At 58.5% G+C, this 20,784-nt stretch carries 18 protein-coding genes; 4 read left to right on the top strand and 14 right to left on the bottom strand.

Features of this window, described 5'->3' with window-relative positions; all coding sequences use genetic code 11:
• Positions 1-7: 7 nt before the first annotated feature.
• The 14 genes from nifA to ACZBJS_RS23310 form a co-directional block, all read right to left on the bottom strand.
• Positions 8-1,834 carry a nif-specific transcriptional activator NifA gene (nifA, locus tag ACZBJS_RS23375; protein WP_463439254.1) on the bottom strand — a complete coding sequence of 609 codons (1,827 nt, stop codon included), beginning with the start codon at positions 1,832-1,834 and terminating at the stop codon, positions 8-10.
• A 177-nt stretch (positions 1,835-2,011) separates the two neighbouring features.
• Positions 2,012-2,848, bottom strand: coding sequence for an SDR family NAD(P)-dependent oxidoreductase (locus ACZBJS_RS23370; RefSeq protein ID WP_463439253.1), 837 nt, complete (start codon positions 2,846-2,848; stop codon positions 2,012-2,014).
• A 968-nt stretch (positions 2,849-3,816) separates the two neighbouring features.
• Complete coding sequence (locus ACZBJS_RS23365) at positions 3,817-4,191, bottom strand: transposase (RefSeq protein ID WP_463439285.1); 375 nt, start codon at positions 4,189-4,191, stop codon at positions 3,817-3,819.
• Positions 4,192-4,425: 234 nt separating this feature from the next.
• Positions 4,426-4,644 (bottom strand): PIN domain-containing protein, encoded by a 219-nt coding sequence (locus ACZBJS_RS23360; protein ID WP_463439252.1) that lies wholly within the window; start codon positions 4,642-4,644, stop codon positions 4,426-4,428.
• 518 nt (positions 4,645-5,162) lie between these two features.
• Positions 5,163-6,269 (bottom strand): nodulation protein NodZ, encoded by a 1,107-nt coding sequence (locus ACZBJS_RS23355; RefSeq protein WP_463439251.1) that lies wholly within the window; start codon positions 6,267-6,269, stop codon positions 5,163-5,165.
• Between the two features lie 179 nt (positions 6,270-6,448).
• Entirely contained in the window at positions 6,449-8,464 is a 2,016-nt protein-coding gene (locus tag ACZBJS_RS23350; RefSeq protein WP_463439250.1) for a carbamoyltransferase family protein, read from the bottom strand.
• Positions 8,465-8,782: 318 nt separating this feature from the next.
• Positions 8,783-9,571, bottom strand: coding sequence for an ABC transporter permease (locus ACZBJS_RS23345; protein ID WP_463439249.1), 789 nt, complete (start codon positions 9,569-9,571; stop codon positions 8,783-8,785).
• 3 nt (positions 9,572-9,574) lie between these two features.
• Complete coding sequence (nodI, locus tag ACZBJS_RS23340; RefSeq protein WP_463439248.1) at positions 9,575-10,495, bottom strand: nodulation factor ABC transporter ATP-binding protein NodI; 921 nt, start codon at positions 10,493-10,495, stop codon at positions 9,575-9,577.
• 1 nt (position 10,496) lies between these two features.
• Positions 10,497-12,206 (bottom strand): nodulation protein NodU, encoded by a 1,710-nt coding sequence (gene nodU, locus ACZBJS_RS23335; RefSeq protein ID WP_463439247.1) that lies wholly within the window; start codon positions 12,204-12,206, stop codon positions 10,497-10,499.
• Positions 12,207-12,219: 13 nt separating this feature from the next.
• Entirely contained in the window at positions 12,220-12,849 is a 630-nt protein-coding gene (nodS, locus tag ACZBJS_RS23330; protein ID WP_463439246.1) for a nodulation methyltransferase NodS, read from the bottom strand.
• A 12-nt stretch (positions 12,850-12,861) separates the two neighbouring features.
• Positions 12,862-14,238, bottom strand: coding sequence for a chitooligosaccharide synthase NodC (gene nodC, locus ACZBJS_RS23325; protein WP_463439245.1), 1,377 nt, complete (start codon positions 14,236-14,238; stop codon positions 12,862-12,864).
• Between the two features lie 17 nt (positions 14,239-14,255).
• Positions 14,256-14,915 (bottom strand): chitooligosaccharide deacetylase NodB, encoded by a 660-nt coding sequence (gene nodB / locus ACZBJS_RS23320; protein ID WP_456817186.1) that lies wholly within the window; start codon positions 14,913-14,915, stop codon positions 14,256-14,258.
• Positions 14,912-15,544, bottom strand: a complete 633-nt coding sequence (locus tag ACZBJS_RS23315) for a NodA family N-acyltransferase (RefSeq protein WP_463439244.1) — start codon at positions 15,542-15,544, stop codon at positions 14,912-14,914. The genes nodB and ACZBJS_RS23315 overlap by 4 nt, the downstream gene beginning before the upstream one ends.
• A 55-nt stretch (positions 15,545-15,599) precedes the next feature.
• A complete protein-coding gene (locus tag ACZBJS_RS23310) occupies positions 15,600-15,935 on the bottom strand; it encodes a hypothetical protein (protein WP_463439243.1) in 336 nt (111 codons plus the stop codon).
• A gap of 443 nt (positions 15,936-16,378) precedes the next feature.
• Here ACZBJS_RS23310 and nodD1 point away from each other — a divergent pair, with 443 nt between their 5' ends.
• The 4 genes from nodD1 to ACZBJS_RS23290 all read left to right on the top strand — a co-directional run bounded on the left by nodD1 (position 16,379) and on the right by ACZBJS_RS23290 (position 20,602).
• Complete coding sequence (gene nodD1, locus ACZBJS_RS23305) at positions 16,379-17,323, top strand: transcriptional regulator NodD1 (protein ID WP_463439242.1); 945 nt, start codon at positions 16,379-16,381, stop codon at positions 17,321-17,323.
• Positions 17,324-17,961: 638 nt separating this feature from the next.
• Positions 17,962-18,957, top strand: coding sequence for a LysR family transcriptional regulator (locus ACZBJS_RS23300; protein ID WP_463439241.1), 996 nt, complete (start codon positions 17,962-17,964; stop codon positions 18,955-18,957).
• A 600-nt stretch (positions 18,958-19,557) separates the two neighbouring features.
• Positions 19,558-19,767, top strand: a complete 210-nt coding sequence (locus ACZBJS_RS23295; RefSeq protein ID WP_463439240.1) for a hypothetical protein — start codon at positions 19,558-19,560, stop codon at positions 19,765-19,767.
• A gap of 121 nt (positions 19,768-19,888) precedes the next feature.
• Positions 19,889-20,602 carry a MerR family transcriptional regulator gene (locus ACZBJS_RS23290; protein ID WP_194295372.1) on the top strand — a complete coding sequence of 238 codons (714 nt, stop codon included), beginning with the start codon at positions 19,889-19,891 and terminating at the stop codon, positions 20,600-20,602.
• Positions 20,603-20,784 lie beyond the last annotated feature (182 nt).

Here is a 20,784-nt window from a genome sequence, read left to right as displayed (position 1 = left end):
CTTGCGGTCAAAACCGCTTGATCTCGATTCCGTATTTCCTCAACGCGTAACCAATCTGACGCGGCGTTAGCCCCAGCAAGCGCGCTGCTTTTGCCTGCACCCATCCAGATTTCTCCATGGCTGCAATGACTCGCTCGCGATCGGCGATCTTCGCGCCGCTTACGAGGACAGTGCCGGGAGGGGCAGCCAGCGAGACCAACTCGCTGCCGCCCGGCGGAGCCGGCGCGGTCGCTTCCGATAGCGGAGCGATCGACTTAGCCAGCACCGGCGTGCTCGGCACCGGTGGCATGATCATCTGCTCCGATGTACTTTTCCACAGCATCGCGGAAAGACATTGGCCGTGGCAACAAGCGAAATCATTTCTGACGATCGCTGGCCCAGCGGACAGCGTCGCCGTGCGCCGAATGCAGTTTTCGAGCTCTCGGACATTTCCGGGAAATCCGCAGTTCATGAGGACATCAATCGCGCTCGCCTCCAAGGTCAGCGTACGCCCGTTCTCGTTGTTGAAGTTCCTGAGAAACTCGCTGGCCAGCAAAGGAATATCACTGCGCCGCTCGCGCAGCGGTGGCAGGAGCAAGGGAACGACGCTGATCCGATAGTATAGGTCAGCACGGAACTCGCTCTTTGCCACGGCCTCTTCCAAATTCCTGTTGGTCGCTGCTATGACACGAACATCGACCTTAATGGTCTGGTTGCTGCCGACGCGTTCGAACTCTTGCTCTTGCAGAACTCGCAGCAACTTCGCCTGGAACGGCGCCGAGATCTCGCCGATCTCGTCAAGAAATAGTGTCCCTTTGTCAGCAAGCTCGAAGCGCCCCTTGCGCGAGCTGAACGCGCCGGTGAAGGCACCTTTTTCATGGCCAAACAGTTCGGACTCCAGGACCGTCTCGGGCAGCGCCGCGCAATTCAGTTTGACAAAGGGCCGCTTGGCGCGAGATGACGACTCATGAATGGCTTTGGCTACCAGCTCCTTTCCGGTCCCGGATTCACCGCGCAGTAGAACCGTGCTGTTCGATTTGGCTACAATCGCGATCTTCTCGAGAAGCCCACGGAGCGCCGGGCTGTCGCCAATGATGCCATGGACATTGACCTTCTTACGATCCCGTGCGGGTTGCTTCAGCTCAAACAATTGCTTTTGTAGCCGGTCCTTCTCAACCATCAGCCGTTCGCGATCGCACGCGAACAAGCGATGCAGCTTAACTGTCTGTCCCACCAAGTTGGCGATCATGGCGAGTAGCTGTGTATCGTGATCGAGCCGCAGACTCGATCTGTCGTCCCGGATACGGTCAACTGTCAGCGTACCCACGACCTTGGGGTCGATGCGAATTGGAACCCCGATGAACGACACGGGCGTACCATCCGACGCGCCCAGCACCTCGATATCGGCGGCGCTGAATGCCGGATCGGCTGCCACATTTTCGGCGACAAGAGGCCGGTCCGCCGCGACGATTTGGTCGATCGCCTTTCGGGGCAAGCGCATCCGGTAGCGCTCGTCGCTGCCTTCGCTCCAACCGGCGCCCACGGTGATGTCTGGCATCCCGTCATCGTCGAACAGTGAGACGATACCGTGTCGCATCTGCACAAACGATTGCAGAAGATCGAGGACGTTGGCCAATGTGACTTCAAGCCGGCAAGGAGCGTTCAGTATCTTCGATATTTCGAAAATGCCGGTCAGTGCGCTCTCGCGCAACGGCTCGAAGGAGAGCTCGCGTTCCGGCTCCACTTGTGAGGCAGGTCTTTCGCGTGCGGTAGCGATATGCAGCATGAGACGGTCTCCGATGTTTTGATCATCCTCCCTGGCGCCTTGTTCTGGTTTGCGAGCTTCGTTCTGCATGTCATTCTCGATCTAGCGCCAACTGGTAACGAGATGACATAGAAACGTAACAGCTTTTCGTGGCACGACGATAAACTTTCAGTGCGTTTGCTTTTGCGGAATGGGTGACCGACGCCAGCGTAGAAAGCACGTTCCACTGCTGCAGCTCGCGTCAGCTGCGTTGCCAGACGAGGCCAATCACAGATGTTGCCCACCGTTGATTGGCAGCTCGGCTCCCGTGACGTAGCTCGCAGCATCTGAGCACAGGAAGAAGATGACCTTGGCCACCTCATCGGGGGTTCCCACTCTGCGCAGCGGGATCGTTGGCACAAGACGCGATTCGGTGTCGGGCGACAACATGTCCGTCCCGATTTCGCCGGGAGCGATCGCATTCACACGAATGCCGTGCGGCGCATAATCATGCGCCATTTCGCGTGTGAGACTTGCAAGCGCCGCCTTCGACGTCGCATAGGCACTTCCAGCAAACGGATGCACCTTCGATCCGGCTATCGAAGTCACATTGACGATCGATCCTGACCCAGCTTTCAACTCGTCAAACAAGCCCTGCGCCAGCAGGATCGGAGCCACGAGATTGAGGTGGAAGACCCTCATCCATGTCTCGGTGGATGTCGTCAAGGACGTTAGCCGGTCCCCATTAGGTGTTTTGGGCGAAATCCCGGCATTATTCACCAGCGCATGCAAAACTCCGCCGCTCAGGCGTTTCTTCACTTCGCTCACCGCGCGCGGCAGCATTCGATGGTCGCTTAGGTCGATCTGGACATGATCCTCGTTCCCTGATTCCCACGGGCAGCGCTCGCCGTCAAACGGCCGGCGCGCGCAAGAAATGATACGCCAGCCAGCTTCTGAAAATAGCTTGGCGGTAGCGTGACCAATTCCGCGCGATGCTCCTGTTAGCAGCATCGCCTTCCGTTCTCCTCGATGCACGCCAGCTTTATCGACATGAAAAGGACAAGTCGAGTGCATCGCCGATGGTGCGGCTGGGATCAGATCGTCATTTGGCAGATCGAGACCCACGCCCACCTCCTCTCCTGTTGCGTGCTCGCGCACTCCAAGCAGGAATTGGGCCACCATAACCGAGGCGACGCCGCTCCGGCTTTGCGGCCTGATGTCGCGCACGCAGAACGATCTGGCGGGGGCTGTGAGGCGTCGCGTTGTCTTTGCGACAATGGTGGCGCGCTAGCGACAAAATGTCAGGAGTCAGCTCTCGTCTGTGTCGCGAGCAAGACAGATCGCGAGGCGTACGCTGAATCCTGACGGCACAATCGAAGGCGCTAACCGTGGGCAGAGTTTGCGCAGCGCAACGATCGGTCAATGGAGGCAGGCCCGTCGCCGTAGCTCGATCGATCCAAAGCTAACGTAATCATCATCGCACGTCCGATTTTCCTGCGCGTGACTCTGACTTGCAGTTCACCGCCAATGATGGTCAGATTAGCCCCACCTCCGGGCTGGACAAGCATGCTCCCTGGCTACGCCGGAACACCTTCAGAAGATCGCCGCAGCGAAGCACGGAAGACGAACCGACTGAGTGGATCTTTGCCCGGGACGTCCTTCGTCTGCATGGTCTGCGTTCCGTCCACGATCTCACCCAGATGAAGCCCATTTTTTCGCTGAAGGGGACGTTGCGGCCCGCGAATAAAATTTGGGGCATCGGAGCCTAAAGGATCATGTCGGCTCCAGTGAACTGGACCCGCAGAGCATGACCAATTGAACCGGCTTGTTAAACTCACCGCTCCTGATCCCTCTCTTCACGCTGCCAACGTCTCGCTCTGCTGGAGTTACTGTGGGCATGTGGTCAACGCATCGGCGTTGCCCTCGACCATGTCCACAGCCCTAGCGGCCTGCATCCGTTCGCGCCAGACCGCCATTGGCGTACGATAGCCGTGCGCCCGATGAAGGCGACGAGATCGTTGTAGAAGGCGATCCAGCTCGCGACCCCTGCCTTGGCATCGTGGCAGCCGGCATAGCCCTTGAGATAGATGTCCTCATGCCGCATGCTTGAGCGACCGCCACAACCGCTCGCTGAAGACCTTATCTATCCAACGACAGCGGCCATCCATGGAGATCTTGACCTCTGCGTTCGCTAACGCGCCGGTGAAGGCCGGACTGGTGAATTGGCTGCCCTGATCGGTGTTGAAGATCTCCGGAGTGCCATACTTCGCCAGCGCCTCGTCCAGAGCCGCTCCGACGAACGAGACGTCCTTCATGTTTGACAACCGCCACGCCAGAACTGCACGGCTTGCCCAGTCGATGATGGCAACGAGATAAAGAAAGCCGCGGCCGATGGGCAGATACGTGATGTCGGCCGCCCATAGCTGGTTTGACCGTCGATCGTCATGTTGCGGAAAAGATAGGGATATGTCTTGTGGCCCGCGCCGACCTCGTCGTGATCGGACTTGGTCCCAGTGCTGAGATGCCGGGCCGCCTGGTCCAGCAGTTGCTTCTTCCAGGCATCGATCTGGTTCGGTGAACCTCTTAGCGCTGGGCCAGATCGGCCACCGTCGCCTGCTCCCGCCTCGCTTCCAGCGCGATCTTTGCCTTTAGTACCGCGTCGATCTTGCGTCTCGTCTTCGTCGTCATCGTGCCTCCGTCTATCAAACGGAGCAGCCTCTTCCAACCAAGCATGCGGTCCCAAAAATCGGGGTCCATTTCACGACCATGCCGCGACGAATTTCGGAAACGGTGAGCGAGGTGATGGACAAAGGGTCTTCGAGCTGCGCTGCCATCCAAGCCGGGGGCGATTCCGACAGGTGCCGCTTGAGGACATGGCTGATGATGTTGTTGGCGAGAGCAAAGCCCATCCCGGTCACCATTGCTCCCTCCTTCGCGATGCTGTCCCGTCCAGATCAGCGGCACCGGATGCCCGGCTTCCAACCCTTCCTCGTTCCACTTACGCGCAAGCGCTGTGGCGAGGTCGTGCTCCGTCTCCAGGCCTTGAGGCTCGAACTGCACGGCGTCCGCTTTGGTTAGCGTGGGTCAGCAGTTTTCGATTCCCCGCTTCGCAGCGTAATAGCGCCGACTGTGTCGACTGTCCCCAGTAACGCCGGCGGCGAGAATATGGGTGGCCCTTCTCCGATGCCAGGATCAACGAGATTGACGAGGCTCGCGCGAGGCGATGACGAAGACTGGTTGCACCTTTTTGAGCGCAGCGGAGCAACTCTTCACGGATTTCGAGTGCCGCGGTCGCCATTTAGCTGTTGGCGAGTGGCGTCCTTTGACGGAACCTCGCCGCCAGGAGCTGCTTTGGCAACAATTCTGCGCGCGGAGAAAAAGTGACAGAACTTCTCGATGCAAAGAGCGGCCAACAGATCAATTAGGCGAACAACGACTTTCATAGATTCACAAGCTCTTGGGACGCTTCTTCAATCAAGATTAGCCGGCCCGGATCGTTCAGGTCGAATTCTACCACGCGTGGCGCAAACAGGCGCGCATAGCGCGTGAATGCGCTCGTCGGGGGAAAACGAATTGCGGTGTCGCACCTCGCAAGGAGATACATTTCGATCAAGGCGGAAAAGCCGCCCGCGGCTCCGAGCGCGCCACTATGCAATGGTCCGGCTTGAGGCGCCTGGAAACTCTTTGGCACCGTGAAGACATCAGGAAATGTCGCCGAAATCTTTTCGAGGACGAGCGCACTGTCCGTGCAAAGGAACAGCCTCGCAGGTTTTGCGTGTGGCAACGCTTTGGCCATCTCGACGGCATCACAGACCTGTCGCAGGGCCCGCTCCGGATCGGTCCAATACGGGGTATGCCCCATAATGTCCTCGCCGTTGCCATGTCGAACATGAACGCCGATCATGCTGTAGGGCTCAAAGTGCTCGCGGTGGATCGCATCAATCCGGGCCTGAATCTCAGATCGTGGTTTGATGGTCCGAAAAATTTCCCGTTCTGCTTCTTGATCGCAGCGCCACATCAGGCAGGCGTCACACACAACAGTGTTCGCATCACTGTCTTGCTGGCTTTGAAACAATTGATCGAGTTCGTCGCGCTCTTTGAAAATTTGCTCGTCCGGCCGATAGACGCAGTCGATCGATGGCTTATTCCACCAACTCGGGAAGAATGGTCCTGGAAACGAGCGCTGATTGATCTGGTCGTCGCAAATCACCCGTACGCCGGCAATGTCCTGAACTGGTTCAAAGAACACTGGAAAGGCATTGATGAACGGTTCGTCGAGATAACAGGATCCCCGCCAATCGATGACCAGGTCTCGCCCGGTCCGCTGTGCAAAACGCCAAGCTGCCGCCAGCGACCACAGGCAGTCACCGAATCCCGTACGTCGTCGGGAAACTACGAACCTATCATTCCTCGAACCGCTCTGCATGGCCTCCTGCCGGGCTCCTGGTTGGACAAGAGACGCCATTGCGGACATCTCATGTATCATCTCGTCTGACGTCACAGTCTGAAATCGCGGTGCCGGCGAGCTGCGTCGGTAGAACTTCATAGCAGTGCTATCCGTGATGGGCCGCGTTCTCGCAACACTTTCCGTCTTTTCTTGAGCGGTGTTGCGGCGACGTGCCGATTTCGGCCGGATGCCCGATGCCCCCCGTGCGTCGGATGGCCTGGCCTCCTCCATGCAGGCATCGACATGGCCATGCTCATGAGTTCCGGCTATGTTTCGCTTTACACTGTGTTGCGGCCGCAAGCCGCGCGCGGCGGATGCAGACGAATGCCTCGCAGCTCCCACACGAGCCGCAATTCCTTCACGAGATCTTCACGCTTGGCCTGGCCCGGCATGGTTGCGTCGAGCAGCCCGCCGAGCGACGCCTCGCCCTCGACCCGCATCAAGATCTCGAAAAGCTCATGTGAGATACGCATACTATCGCGGGCGGAATGTCCCGTGCGGATCTCGCAGACCGTCTCCTGACGATCTACCGCTACGTGAGAGCGGACACGATGAAGCGATGCATAGGGTGGCAATGAAACGCCCAGTGCACTCCAATCCTGCAATGTTGCCGTCCGCTTCTTGACCAGGAACGGCCCGACCACAAGTCCGTCCAAATCGGTCGTCAAGAACGTAACGATCGCGTCTGACACCGAATCAACGATCGGCTCGGCATTGTTGTTAAACGACGTGTTTAGAAGAATCGGTATTCCAGTTCGCTTCTTGAACGCGTTGATTAAATCCCAATAAGCGGGGTTGGTCTCGCGCGACACCGTTTGCAGCCGAGCGGTCCCGTCAACGTGCGTGATAGCACCGAGCACGCTACGCTGGGCTTCATGCACGCGAACCACAAAGTTCATGAACGGCAGCTCCCTCGTGCCGCCTGGAAGCTCGAAGAACTCCCTCGCATCCTCAACCAGCACAGACGGCGCAAACGGACGATAACTCTCGCGCTTTTTGACCATCTCGTTAATTCGTTTCTTGTTATCGGCTGGCCGCGGGTCCGCAAGAATGCTGCGGTTACCAAGCGCGCGTGGGCCGAACTCAGAGCGGCCCTGAACCCAGCCGATTACAGCGCCATTTGCCATCCAGTCTGCCGCACTGGATGCTATGTCATCACTTCGTTGAATGTCGAGGTGGCCTGACCATGCGTTGAGCTCACGCTCTATGGCTTGCTCGTTGCCGAGATCGGGACCCCAATAGACGTCCGGCAGTCGCTCACGCGGCGCCGGCCTGCCCAGCTCGTTTGACACGATCAATGCAGCGCCCAGCGCACAACCGGCGTCGTGCGCCGCGGGTTGAACAAAGATGTCATCAAATAGCCCGGAATAAAGCAGCTTACCGTTCAGCGTGCAATTATGGGCTACTCCTCCAGCCAGGCACAAGCGTGTCATGCCCGTCGCTTCACGATGGTGCCGCAGGATGTGAAACACGATCCGCTCCAGCACCTCCTGCAGCGAAGCGCTGACATCTCGATGCTGTTGGGTGAATGGCATTTCTTTTCGCCGAACCTCGATGTGGCGGACCAGGGCCGGAGCGATTCGATCCAGGTGAACGCGATAGCCACCGTTGTCCAACAACTCGTAGAGCTGCGCGAAGAGCTCGCGATAGGGAGCGGGATCACCATACGGGGCAAGCCCCATCACTTTGTACTCGTCGAACAACCCGTAGCCGAGATATCGGATCGTCTTGAGATAGAAGAGCCCCAAGGAGTTATGTTCCGGGAAGCTTGCAAGTTGCGCAATTTCGGTGCCAGACCCCACCGCCAATAAGCCGGAGAGAAAGTCGCCACTACCGTCGATCGCAAAAACGAGACTTTGTTCGAACCCGGACATGGCAAACGCGCTCACGGCGTGCGCTTCGTGGTGATTCACGAAGGAAAGCCGCGACGGATCGATCTCGGCGTCGAACTCCCGTGCCAGCAGCTGGCGCATCAACAGTTTGGCGTCCAACGGAACGGGCTGGGAAACAGAAAGGCGCTCGAGCATGGTATTGCAGTAGGCTTCAGTGGCGTAGAACGCGATACGGTCGATCTCGCCGAGCTCAACTCCTGCGGTAGAAAGGCAGTATCGGATGGAATTGCTCGGCAACTTGTTGGAGTGCTTGACGCGGTTGAGGCGCTCCTCTTCGACAGCAGCAATCACGCGGCCATCCTGCACAAGAACCGCAGCGCCGTCGTGAAGAAATGTACTCGGCAGCTCCGACGAGTTTTCATAGATTCTGTCAAGACCGCCACTCAATCCCAGGCACAACATCCCGTTCTCCATTTGATCATGACGGGAACGCCAACTGCGTCCCACCTATCTAATCTGTGCGGTCACGCTCCGTCGGGTGCGCGAGCCAGACAGCACAATACTACCTTGCAAAATCCGTCTCGGCGCCTAGCGACAGGCGCTTAGAAAGTAACGGTGCTGGCGTCCGCACCGATCGACCGGACAGATGGCCGTAGACCTTGCTCGATCGCTTAAGTCCATTGCAGTGGCTGCTGCGACAGACCAGGTCATCCCGAGCTAGCGCAGAACGCATCGTGACATTGCATCGCAGTGAATTTCTCCATTCTCGCTGAACTCACGTCAACGCAGCAGACGGCGCCGAAATAGTGCTGTCGACGCAAAAAAGGGCAAGACCGTGTAAACGCAGAGCGCAGCGACATGCAGGGCAGCACTGTCGACACCGCGCTCAAGCATCGTTGGGCGAATAAGGTCGACCGAATGTGCGAGAGGCAACAAGCCGACGAAATGCTGAAATGAGCCGGGCAGTTGGCTCGTCGGAAAGACGACGCCACACAAAAACACCATAGGAGTGAGGACAAGTGTCTGGTAAAAAACGAAGTAATCGTAACTTGGCGCAAGAGATATGACGACCATTGCCAGGCTGGCGAAGACAAGGCCAGTAAGGGCGATTGTTGGCATCGCATACAGAATGGATAGCCATGATGCATAACCCAGCGTGACGGCGACGATCCCGATCGCTGTTCCGGCCAGAACGGACTTACTGGCCGCCCACACCAATTCACCCAAAACGATATCGCCAAGCGTGAGCTCAGTGGAGAGGATTGCTTCCCAAGTACGGTTGGCGTCCATGCGTGCAAAGGCTGCATACATGGTTTCAAAGGTCGCGGACGTCATGGCGCTGGTCGCGACCATGCCTGCCGCCAGGAACGCGATGTACGACGTCCCCTCAACACGCCCCACGACCAGTCCAAGGCCAAAGCCGAGGCCAAACAGATTGGTCAAGGGATCTGCGAGGTTGCCGAGAATCGATGCAAGCGCAACTTTCTTCCATGCTAGGAAGTTCCGACGCCATACCGCGATCCAGTTATACGCGTTAGCAGGCATCACCGCCGCATAACTTTCACCCATCACTCACTTCTCCATCTCGCGTCCGGTCAGCCGCAAAAATACGTCTTCGAGATTCGGCGGTCGCTGCAGAATGCGAAGACCCGCTCGCCCCCGCAGTTGCACGCGGACCTGCTCCGGAGATGGCGCATAACAGAAGAGGGTCTCTCCACTCACTTCGATGTGCCGCGCATGGGGCCTGATCAGCTCGCAGAGCTGACGTGGATCACCTCCATAGATTTCGACCACGTTGCAGCCGATATGCTCGTCGATTAGCGCATCTGGCTTGCCTTCGGCGATCTTGCGTCCACCCTCGAGGACACACAGCCGATCGCACAGGCGTTCGGCCTCTTCCATAAAGTGAGTGGTCAAGAGAATTGTCTTGCCCCGCGCAAGTAGAACTCGCAGACGCTCCCAAATCAGGTGGCGGGCGTGCGGATCCAAACCAGTCGTCGGCTCGTCCATTACGAGCAGATGCGGGTCATTTATTAGCGCGCGTGCCAAGGTCAATCGCCGCTTCATGCCACCCGACAGTTCTGAGACCCGTGCGTCCGCCTTGGTTTCGAGCCGCGCGAACTCGAGCAGCGATGGTACGACGGCTTCGATCTTGCGGGCGCTCATGCCGAAATAACGACCAAACACCAGCAGATTCTCGCGTACGGTAAACTCAAGCTCAAGATTGTCGAACTGTGGTACGACACCGACCCGCATGCGCGCGACACGCGCGCGCGCCGGTACTGGTTCATTGAGTACCATTATCTTGCCTGCATCCGGCGAGATCATGCCGAGGAGCATACGGGCGATCGTACTCTTGCCGGCTCCATTTGGCCCGAGTAGACCAAAGCACTCTCCGCGGGCAACCGAGAACGACAGTTCATCGACGATAGTTCTGCCGCCAAATGACTTTCTGACGCCGGCAAGGTCGATTGCTACCGTGGACATGCTCATCTTAGGCCGACTGGAGCCGTTTAGCCGGCGGTTGCTTCCTTACGACCGGCTTGGTCCAGAGCTGGCCATCACACCACACATGCTCAACGCGCCCCCATTGACAGGCCGCCGCGGCGTCCGGAAAGAATCCACGCCCGTTCAGGTTCGCGCTCGTGTTGCAGAGCAACGGAAGCCCCGTAAGGCGCTCGAATTCGACGAGAAGCTCAGCGACTTTATGTGGAGAGCTGCGGGAGATTGTCTGCAGCCGCGCCGAACCGTCCAGATGGATGACAGCGGGGATCTTGTCGCACCATTCCTCCCTGGTCTGATGATCGAACAGCATGTAGGGGTCCGGCGTACCTGGGTTGAATATCTCTGGCGCGCGATCCTCCAAGCAGATCGGCGCCACCGGTCGGAAGTGCTCACGACACTTAATGTCGTTGAGATGATCCTTCATCGCCGGTGACGTCGGAGCCGCCAGAATACTTCTGCCGCCCAACGCTCGCGGACCCAGCTCGGCGCGCCCGGACAGGAACACTACCGGCTTGTTGTCGGCGAGAATGGCGGCAAGCTCGCGCAGACTGCACGGCTCGGCCTCCCATTCCGACAACCCATCGGAGGCCTGCAGAGCCGGACCGCTGTAAACAGACCATTCCAACGGTCCAAACCCATTTCGCGCCGCCATCGCCGCGCAAGCAGCACCTATTGCCGAGCCGCTGTCATTCGGGAAAGGCGGCACCCACACCTCATCGAACAGGCCCGTCGCGCGAAGCGCACTATTCCACTTGATGTTGAGACCGCACCCACCTGCCACACATAGATTGCGCGCGCCCGGAAGAGAGGAGTGCTGCAACAGAGCCATCGCGATTTCCCGAACCAGAAGACGTTCCAGGAACATATGGAACGAGGCAAGGATGTCCTCCGCTCGTTTGCCCGTAAGGCGCAATGCGCTTGCCTCGAAAAACTCGTGCGTGGCTGCAAGTAATGCTTCCGGATTATGGATGTCCGCGCGGTAGCGACGAGCCTGCTCCGTGTCCGCGGCGAAGCGCTTCTCGTAGAGTTCTTGAAAAACTGCGGCAACGCCTTCGTCGACAGAGCCGAGCGCGATGTACGCCATCAGCTTGCCGGCGATGCCCAAATCCCAGCTGGTGCGGTTCGGCTGCCTGTATGGCCCGAAGTGAAGGCCGGCGGCAGCATAGAGCTGACCAATCATGGGAAACAGGGATCCCACGAGCCGCGCGCCGCGAGGTTCGACATAGTAAAGGCGGGGAAAGATGGAGCCGTCCCATACCAGACAGAACGCGGGTTTTCCGGTGCTGGCAAAGGGGCTGGTGCTATAGGCCGACGCAACGTGGCCCGTGACGTGCGGGTAACTTTTATAGGGAAAGACCTTGTCGCCGAGGATCAGGCCAAAGCCTTCGACGGAATCAAGAAGGCCCTCAGCATGACGCTCGACATATGGCCCCCCTTTCAGCGTGATCGGCACCGCCCCACTAAGGACCTGGAACCGCGACTCGATCTCTCCATCCCAGCCATCGATGACGAACTGATCAATGTCTCGCGGATCAAGACCATGCTCCGCCAACGCACGCACGACCTCATCGAGGTTGTCGATGGATTGATAGCGTGGGTTGTTGCCGCGCTTTTCCTGCTCGGTGCAAAAGACGAGCCGCCCGTCCTCGACGAGAGCAATTGCGCCGTCATGTGTTAATTTGATGCCGCAGATGCGCATACGACCCCCTGATCTAATGACCGACAATTGAGTGTTTTAACGACTGCCCCGACTTCCGGAACAGGACGAGCAAGCAGTCTTCGTTGACCGACGTGGATTGGCAGTGCAGACGCTCCACCTCCACCAGGCTCTCCTTGAAGAGAGAGATCACCGTCTCGGCACCAGCGGCATGACCCCAGTGTCGACAGGTGGCATCACGCGCGGACCCGAACACCAGAGCGCCGTCTGGGGCAAGCATGCTCACCAGGTTGCGGACCGCCGCGTGCATCTCGGAAACGTCATTGAGATAGTAGAGAACCTCGGCGACGACGATCAGATCGAACTTCTCTGTGGTCGAAAACTGCTGAATATTGCACGTTATCCAATTTATATGTGACCGATGCCCGGTCCGCAGGCGCGCTCGTTCGATCGCCTGCGGCATGACATCGACCACCGTTAGGCGTTGGCAACGCGGTGCAAGCATTTCCGTGAATGCCCCGGCTGCGCATCCGACTTCGAGGGCATGCTCGACAGCCCCATTGCATGACGACATCCGGAGCATTTGCGCGTACCGTTCCTGCTCGAACGCACTGCTGTCGAGATGCCATGGATCATCCACAGCGAGTTCGCGTTCCAGTAATTGATGGTTCTTGTACACAGTCATGCGCCGATCGACCTACTTATACGCGCGCGATCGTTTCCGACCGCAAATGCTCTCCGGCGCCGCCAAGCGCGATGGACGGTGAGAAACCGCCGGCTTCGGAATTGTGCCAGAAGCCACCCCTGTAGCCACAGGACCTGCTGCACTGTTCGGCACCGGCATGACCGCCTGCTCATCTCCTTCAGTTGGCTCGTTGACGATCGTGCGCGACAGCCAATCGCTGTTGCTCAATGTACAAAGGGCATACGCTTTGAGTGGCAGTAGAAGAAAGATGTTTATCGGTGTGTGGAGCGAGAAGCCGAGAAATCGCAACTCCCCCGCCCGAAGTGCAGCTACACTGCACCGAACCATCGTCATCGCCGCGATGGTCAGGCCTGTCCACCAGGGTACAGATCCGTCGACTGCAAGCTCGGCAAGCGCAGCCAGTGCTGAAAGGGCGAGTAGCAGTGGGCCAAGATTCTGTCCGACAACGTCCAGTGTGAGGTAGCCGTCGAGTTCCGGCAGCAGACGCAATGCGAGAAACGTGTCGCGAAAGGTGCTGCGCGCCCAGCGCAGCTGCTGACGCAAGTATGGCCCGAGAGTGTCAGGGACAACCGTTGCCGCAATCGCGTCCGGAACATACTCGGTTCGAAACCCCGCCTTGAGCATGAGGATCGTCAGATGGCGATCTTCGCCGAAATCACTCGGCTTGCCGCGAAAGAATTGCGTTTCGTATTGATCAAGCAGCAGGGCAAGAGCAGAGCGACGATACATCGCACATGGACCGCAGCAGCACATGACCGCACCGAACCGAGCTTGCGCCGCGCGCTCTTCGTTGCACGCCAACCAGTATTCCATGTCGATCAGACTGGTCAGCCATGTATCGTTGCGATTGCTCGCTACCAACTGGCCCATCGCGGCACCAATGTCGGGGTCCCGCATCTTCGCCGCAAGCTTGGTGACGACGTCGGCGGCCAGTATCGTATCCGAATCGACGTTAAGCACCAAGTCACCGGACGAGCCGCGTATTGCGGCGATCTGCGCTTTGCGCTTGCCAACATTCCTGGCAAGCAAGATGATGCTGAAGCGCGCATCGTTGGCATAAATCTTATGTACAGGCCCCACAACGTCGCGATTTGCCGAGCCATCGTCGACCACATAGACCCGTAGCTCTCCTTCGTAGTCTTGACTGGCGAGCGACTCCAAACACTGGCCGAGTGTGTCCGGCTTCTCGTTGAAGCAAGGCACGATAATATCCACACTTGGCAGAGCCTGCGCGGATTGTCCCAGATCGTTCCGCAACGATGGGGCATTCCCCCGCCGCGCATACAGCGCCTGCGTACTTTTGTAGATGGTCGAGAGCAGCGCGTAAGACGAAACCGCGACGGCGCTGGTTGTAGCGAGCAGGTCCATAGGGTGCCAGTTGTTGTTCAGTGAAGCTGAGGGAGCGGGCGGATCACGAAGCCGCGGCGTTGTAGTGCTGGAACCAGGTAAGAGAGCGCTCTAACCGTCTGATCTCGCCGAGTTGCATCAGCGCACGGCCCGTCCTCATCAGGAGGATATCCGTCGTGCAGGAGAACAATTGAACCCGGTCGAACGGCTCCGAGTACCGAAGTCACAATTCTGTCCACCCCGGGCTGGGACCAATCTCTCGGATCGACCGACCAGTGCACAGCCGTAAGGCCAGCCTGTGCCGACGTAGCGAGCACCTCTTCGGTCCATTTACCGTAGGGGGCCCGCATGTGCCTGGGCGCGGCCTGCCGACATGCCGAACGAATCGCCTCGCTGGCCATTAGCACCTCGCCGCGCACCTGAGCCGGCCCGCATCTGGACAGATCCGGATGCGTCATCGTGTGGTTCGCCACCTCGTGGCCTTGCGCGATCATCCGCCGAATGAGCTCGGGCTGCTCGGCTGCGTAGGTACCGATCACAAAGAACGTCGCTGGCACCCGATGTTGCGTCAACACATCGAGAACCTCTGGCGTGCAGAATGGATTTGGCCCATCGTCAAAGGTCAAATAGACAGGGAAGCTTCCGCTCACATCAGCGTAGTCGCAAGGAACGGCAGACACGGGGACAAGTTCTTTCACAGCTCAGGCCCGTTCCGATCGATCATTGCGCCGGCGGGCCACTCGCTGATCGCGCTTTGAACCGGGAACACGACCACGATCACCTCTTCGATGCGGATCGGCGACAAATTGGGGTAGACATCCGGATGCGTGGAGCGGACGCGAAGGCCCGACATGAGGGTCGCGAGGCCCTGTCTTTGCACCAGTCGGGTAAGATGCTTCTCAAGCGCGGGCCGGACCGTCCCGAAGCCGAACGGGACTCCAAGTTCGTGCAGTATAGGATACATCACCCGCAGCGCGTGGCTGATACCCAGTCCCTCGAGATCCGGCCGCACGGCATACAGCCCAAGTTCAGCCACGAGTAGATCGACTGCACCAATCTTGATGAAGCGGCGCAGTAGTCCGACGTGAGCAGCTACACCATGGGCGTCGCGACCAATCACGCGGACCTCAGGCCTGGCGCCGGCCCAACTTCTGCTGCCTTCAAATGGCTGCGCATTGAAAGCACCGGTCGGCCCGTAACTCTTGCGAAAAAATTCGGCGAGCTCGGCATGCTCGGTAAGCCGCAGCTCGTTTTCCCAGCGAACGCTCCAATGAACCTGAGTACGCGCAGAAGGAGCTAACGCGGTGCGAGATGCGACAATGTCCATGGCAGGCTTTCCTACGCGAGTAATCTCAAGAGCGGGGTCAGTCACGCAAACTCACTCACCGGACGCAGATCGATCGAGAAATGCGCCCTCGCGTTTTGTTGGATGCCGGTTCTCCTTTGCGCGCGCGGCGCCGGAGCAGATCGCTTGGGGTGGCGCCTTTGTGTGCGATCAGCTGGTCGCTCCGTTGAGGCTTGTCATTCCGACCGAATGCTGTGCCGAAGGCGTACGGACGGGGCGGTTTGATCGTGCAGATGTTATCTGCACCATGGAGCCCTTCTGCCTCGTCTATGGCGGCCATCGGCGCTTTGCCGCCAGTGACCGGACCATCGATGCGGACCACCTCGTTGAGAGAGCGTCCCAATGACAGCAGATCAACTTGGTTCTCATGCATCTACGACACGCCCCGAATGCGATTGACAGTCGAGCCAATGGACTGTCGCCAGATCTATTTGGCATCCGCAATCTGCGCCTGCCGCTGTATCGCGACACTAGGGCGATGCTGATCCGGCCCTCAAGTGTACGCGGGTAAACCGCCGATATGGAAAGGGTTGGAATACACATACGAAGGTTTACCGAGCGCTTCGCGTTGCAACGGATACGCGGGTTGCGCTGGTCAAGACCGACGCCACTCGTACGCCTTCGCGTTGAATAGCCGCCCAAGAAGCCGACAGAAGCCGCTCGCGTTCAAGGGGTTGTCCAGAGCCCGCGCACGACCGACAGCCATCCTGGTGTTCCGACCATTTTCCAAACTGATGTTTGCTATCCAACATCCCGCAGTTTGGTAAAATCGATTGTTTCGATAGAATGCATCCACACGATGGATAGACTCAAACGATGCGATTCAAAGGACTCGATCTAAACCTGCTCGTTGCGCTCGATGCTCTGATGACCGAGCGCAACCTCACCGCCGCGGCGCGTACAATTAACCTGAGCCAGCCCGCTATGAGCGCGGCAATCGCGCGGCTGCGCACCTACTTCGGCGATGAACTTTTCACGATGCGCGGTCGAGAGCTCGTCCCGACACCGGGCGCGGAAGCGCTCGCGGGTCCCGTTCGCGAGGCCCTCTTGCACATTCAAATTTCGATTATTTCGCGAGATTCGTTCGACCCTGCTCAGTCCAGCCGTCGCTTCAGGGTCATTCTCTCCGATTTCATGACAATCGTCTTTTTTCGACGAATTATGGACCGTATCGCACAGGAAGCCCCGGCTGTGCGCTTTGAATTGCTGCCCTTTTCGGATGAGCCCGACGAGTTGCTCCGCCGGGGACAGGTCGACTTTCTCATTCTGCCGGAGTTGTTTATGTCGAGCGCTCATCCCAAGGCGACGCTGTTCGACGAGACTCTCGTATGCGTGGGATGCCGCACGAACAAGCAGCTGTCACGCCAACTGACATTCGAAAAATACCTTTCGATGGGTCACGTTACGGCCAAATTCGGACGGGCGCAGAGGCCCAACCTGGAAGAATGGTTTTTGCTTGAACGCGGCCTAAAGAGACGGATCGAGGTGGTAGTGCAAGGCTTTAGCCTTATCCCACCCATAATATTGGACACCCGCCGTATCGGCACGATGCCTTTGCGACTCGCTAGGCACTTCGAAAAGCGGATGCCCGTGCGGATTGTCGCACCACCCTTGCCTCTGCCCACATTCACCGAAGCATTGCAATGGCCCGCGTTTCACAACACCGACCCAGCGAGTGTTTGGATGAGGCGAATATTGTTGGAAGAGGCGTCCAACATCGCATCGGGGCATCTCGAGACATCTACTCGCAGGCGATGTTAAGTTCAGCATAAGGCGATTCCGGCCGTGTCTCGAGTATGGCGGCACGCCATTAATTCTCCGCCGACGCTTTCCATTTCTCGACGCGCGATGTGGCAGACGCCTGACGTTAGATGACGAAGCGCTCCGAGGGCTTGGCAGGTCGAGCGCGTAATAATGTTCCGGCTGAGATTGGGATAGCGGCGATACAGGTCGACGGACGTGCAGCGTTGCTGCGGTACATAATCCTTATTGGTGCGCAAATGTCCGGGCACGTTCAATTATTCGCTTGAATCCCACGCTGCGTGAGGTTGTAGGCTGCGCGCCTTGGCTCGCGCTGCGTTAAGCGGCGGTCGACCGGGCGCACAGCCGAACTCACGGCTTTGGCGGAACAACTTGGACTGGTGCCAATAGTTAACGACCGGATCTTGTTACGAGGCGCGCCGGAGCGGCGAGCCTATTAGCTTCGGCCTTGTAACGGTTTCCGGCCTATGATGTCCGCCAACGGCCGAACTGTCCATTGTTGCGATGATTCCGCGACCTTCCTCTCGCGATCGCAAGGTAGGACGAAACCGATTCGGACGAGCCGGTGAGGCCGCCCCAGACGTAGCCGCGGCCGGTCTTTTATACACCGCAAGCACGTTTGCGCCGGACAAGAAGATATGCGTTTCAAAGGACTGGATCTAAATCTTCTCGTCGCGCTCGATGCTCTAATGACCGAGCGCAGCCTGACTGCAGCGGCACGTAAGATCAGCCTTAGCCAGCCCGCTATGAGTGCAGCTGTCGCCCGACTGCGCTTCTATTTTGGTGACGAGTTGTTTGTAATGAGAGGACGGGAACTTGTCCTGACCCCACGCGCGGAGGGACTTGCCGCTCCGGTTCGTGAGGCGCTGATGCACATTCAGCACTCGATTATTGCACGGGAGGCCTTCGACCCTGCCCGATCGAACCGGCGGTTCAGGATCTGCCTGTCAGATTTCATAACCGTCGTATTCTTCCGCCACGTGGTGGAGCGCGTCGCGCGAGAAGCACCCAATGTCAGGTTCGAGCTGGTAACGCTCACCGATGAGCACGATGAGCTACTTCGGCGCGGCGAGGTCGATTTTGTCATCCTGCCGGAACTATTCATGTCCGGTACGTACCCCAGAGCGGCCTTGTTCGAGGAGAGCCTCGTTTGCGTGGGCTGCCACACGAATAGTCACCTACTGAGGCGGTTGACATTTGATCGGTATATGTCGATGGGCCACGTTGCGGTCAAGCTCGGAGGCCCACGCAAGACCTTCCTCGAGGATTCCTTGTTGCACGATCTCGGGCTCAATCGGCGCATCGATATTCTTGTGCAGAGCTTCAGCATGATCCCGCCCCTGCTAGCGGGCACGGGCCGCATAGGGACCATACCCTTAAGGCTCGCAAAGCATTTTCAAAGAACCGCGCCGCTCCGGATTGCCACGCTTCCCCAGCCATTCCCCACCTTCACCGAGGCAGTCCAATGGCCAGTCCTTAATAACAGCGACCCAGAATGCGTCTGGCTGCGGGAGATATTGCTGCAGGAGGCAGCTCGCATGACAACTGCGCGTGAAGAGGTATTCAGCATTAGCGGTTCGGAGCAAGCAGATGATGCCGGCAGCTCCGCAGGATCGGTCTCGCCGTTAGCGTAAGGACGTTGGCAAACGTGAGCGAACCCGGCACCCGGACCGTGTCCCAACGCGTGCAATTTCGAATCGTCTCGCTCGAACTCGTTGTCTCTCGTCAAAGCTCCTCATAGTTGGCGACCGTCACAAGCCCGAGGCCGTGCTTCTCGCACCGGCGACAGGCTCGACGTAAAGCGGTCGCTCGAGCATTAGCCCCGGCTTTGAGAGACAGAGAGGCCGCTACGTGCCCGCGCCAAAGCTACGCTGGCGCATTGCAAGCCCGGCTTGCGGCCGCGCCGCCCTCGATACGGCAGGATCGGCTCGGCGGCTAATCGCATCAACACGGCGAATCGGTCGTGGCGCTCGCAATGAGCGGACGGTTCGGACTCGTCGGAGAACCCAGCACCACGACAGTGAACGCAGTGCCGATTGATTGGGCATATGAATGTTGGACTCGCTCCGTCCAAGCAAGGCATCGCACGTGCGTGTTGCTCTGTCGCATCACCCGAGAGCGCATCGCATCTTCGTCTCTCTGCGCCGCCGGTCTGACTTCTTTTGGCCGCACCTCGGCCAAACCTCTTGACGAGGTGCGCCATGCCGACGCAATGACGAACAAGGAGCCGTACGTTGGAGCAATACAGTGGAGTATTCGATCCCGAAGAGCTTTCTGTCTTAGGAAGTCTTTTTGACAGGGCAGTCTCCGCGCTGCCGCCATCAATGCGAACTCCGGAAAATCGAACGGCGATCGCCAAACTCATCCTGGAGCGTACAGCGGCCGGCAATACCCAGCTGACATGCTTAACGAACCTGTTGATCACCATTTCCCCCAAGGGTTGATCGCGCGCCGTTCTAAGGATAGTCACCACACCTGCGCTGGAATGGAAGACGATCCAGCTAGAGCTTTGAAATGGCTTGAATCCAACGTGACGTCAGGTTGTAGGCTTTGAAATTGAACAACATGAGCAAAGCTACACCAAGACGGCGTCGATGGCGCATTGGCGAACTTGCGGAAGCGACCGGAGTGACGGTACGCACGCTGCATCATTATGAACACACCGGCCTGTTAGCCGCTTCAGAGCGCACGGACGGCGGCCATCGGATGTACGACCGCGAAAGCGTCCAGCGGGTTCATCAGATCCGGGCGCTACGCGAGCTCGGCTTCTCCCTTTACGAGATCCGTAAAGCTATGGAGGGAACGACTTCACTGATCGACCTATTGCGAAAGCATTTGGAGCGTATAGAGCTTCAAGTTGCTCGAGCAACGCTGTTGCGAGATCGATTGCGCAACATGACGACCGACAGTGACGTTCAGGTCAGCGTGGATGAGCTACCTGCCACCTTGGACGCCATGTCGCGGGTTGAGACACGTAGTCAAACATCCCGATGCACATGCAAGTTGGCTGCAGAACGCGAGGAGCGATGGCGACGCATTCGGGACGACCTCCGCGATTGTATGGATAGAGGTGAACACCCTTGCGGCGAGCGCGCGAAAGCCGTCGCGATTGCCGCGCGCCTGCTGATCGGCGAAATCGCTGGAGCGGATTCTCGGGTTTCGACGATCCTGAAGGTCCTTGCACGCCTAAGCGCCCCACGCAGTTTGGCTGGTTGGGATCCCTGCCTCATGCAATATCTCGATCTTGCCCTCACCGGCCTGGAGGATCAGCCATACTGAAAACACAAGGCGGCTTCGGGGACGGCTTGACCAGTCCGCTTGGCCGGCTCGATCGTCATGGCGGTTCCGCGTGATCTGCCGGCTTTGATGCCCGGCGGCAGCTTTACCAATCACCGGTCAGATTTTCTGCGAGGGTCTCGGCGATCCGCCGCTTTCTCTGATGCATTAAGCGAAGCTCCCGT

This window comes from Bradyrhizobium sp. KZN70725 (genome assembly GCF_055264925.1).
Note: the sequence above shows the minus strand (reverse complement) of the source record. Positions and strands in the feature narration are given on the sequence as shown.

Excerpts from the sequence above, each read along its gene's own strand:
- ACZBJS_RS23310 (WP_463439243.1), bottom strand. The coding sequence starts at position 15,935 with ATGCATGAGAACCAAGTTGATCTGCTGTCATTGGGACGCTCTCTCAAC.
- ACZBJS_RS23300 (WP_463439241.1), top strand. The coding sequence starts at position 17,962 with ATGCGTTTCAAAGGACTGGATCTAAATCTTCTCGTCGCGCTCGATGCT.
- ACZBJS_RS23350 (WP_463439250.1), bottom strand. The coding sequence starts at position 8,464 with ATGTTGTGCCTGGGATTGAGTGGCGGTCTTGACAGAATCTATGAAAAC.
- nifA (WP_463439254.1), bottom strand. The coding sequence starts at position 1,834 with ATGCAGAACGAAGCTCGCAAACCAGAACAAGGCGCCAGGGAGGATGAT.
- nodD1 (WP_463439242.1), top strand. The coding sequence starts at position 16,379 with ATGCGATTCAAAGGACTCGATCTAAACCTGCTCGTTGCGCTCGATGCT.
- ACZBJS_RS23360 (WP_463439252.1), bottom strand. The coding sequence starts at position 4,644 with ATGGTGACCGGGATGGGCTTTGCTCTCGCCAACAACATCATCAGCCAT.
- nodS (WP_463439246.1), bottom strand. The coding sequence starts at position 12,849 with ATGACTGTGTACAAGAACCATCAATTACTGGAACGCGAACTCGCTGTG.
- ACZBJS_RS23315 (WP_463439244.1), bottom strand. The coding sequence starts at position 15,544 with ATGGACATTGTCGCATCTCGCACCGCGTTAGCTCCTTCTGCGCGTACT.
- ACZBJS_RS23290 (WP_194295372.1), top strand. The coding sequence starts at position 19,889 with ATGAGCAAAGCTACACCAAGACGGCGTCGATGGCGCATTGGCGAACTT.
- ACZBJS_RS23345 (WP_463439249.1), bottom strand. The coding sequence starts at position 9,571 with ATGGGTGAAAGTTATGCGGCGGTGATGCCTGCTAACGCGTATAACTGG.
- nodI (WP_463439248.1), bottom strand. The coding sequence starts at position 10,495 with ATGAGCATGTCCACGGTAGCAATCGACCTTGCCGGCGTCAGAAAGTCA.
- nodC (WP_463439245.1), bottom strand. The coding sequence starts at position 14,238 with ATGGACCTGCTCGCTACAACCAGCGCCGTCGCGGTTTCGTCTTACGCG.
- ACZBJS_RS23355 (WP_463439251.1), bottom strand. The coding sequence starts at position 6,269 with ATGAAGTTCTACCGACGCAGCTCGCCGGCACCGCGATTTCAGACTGTG.
- nodU (WP_463439247.1), bottom strand. The coding sequence starts at position 12,206 with ATGCGCATCTGCGGCATCAAATTAACACATGACGGCGCAATTGCTCTC.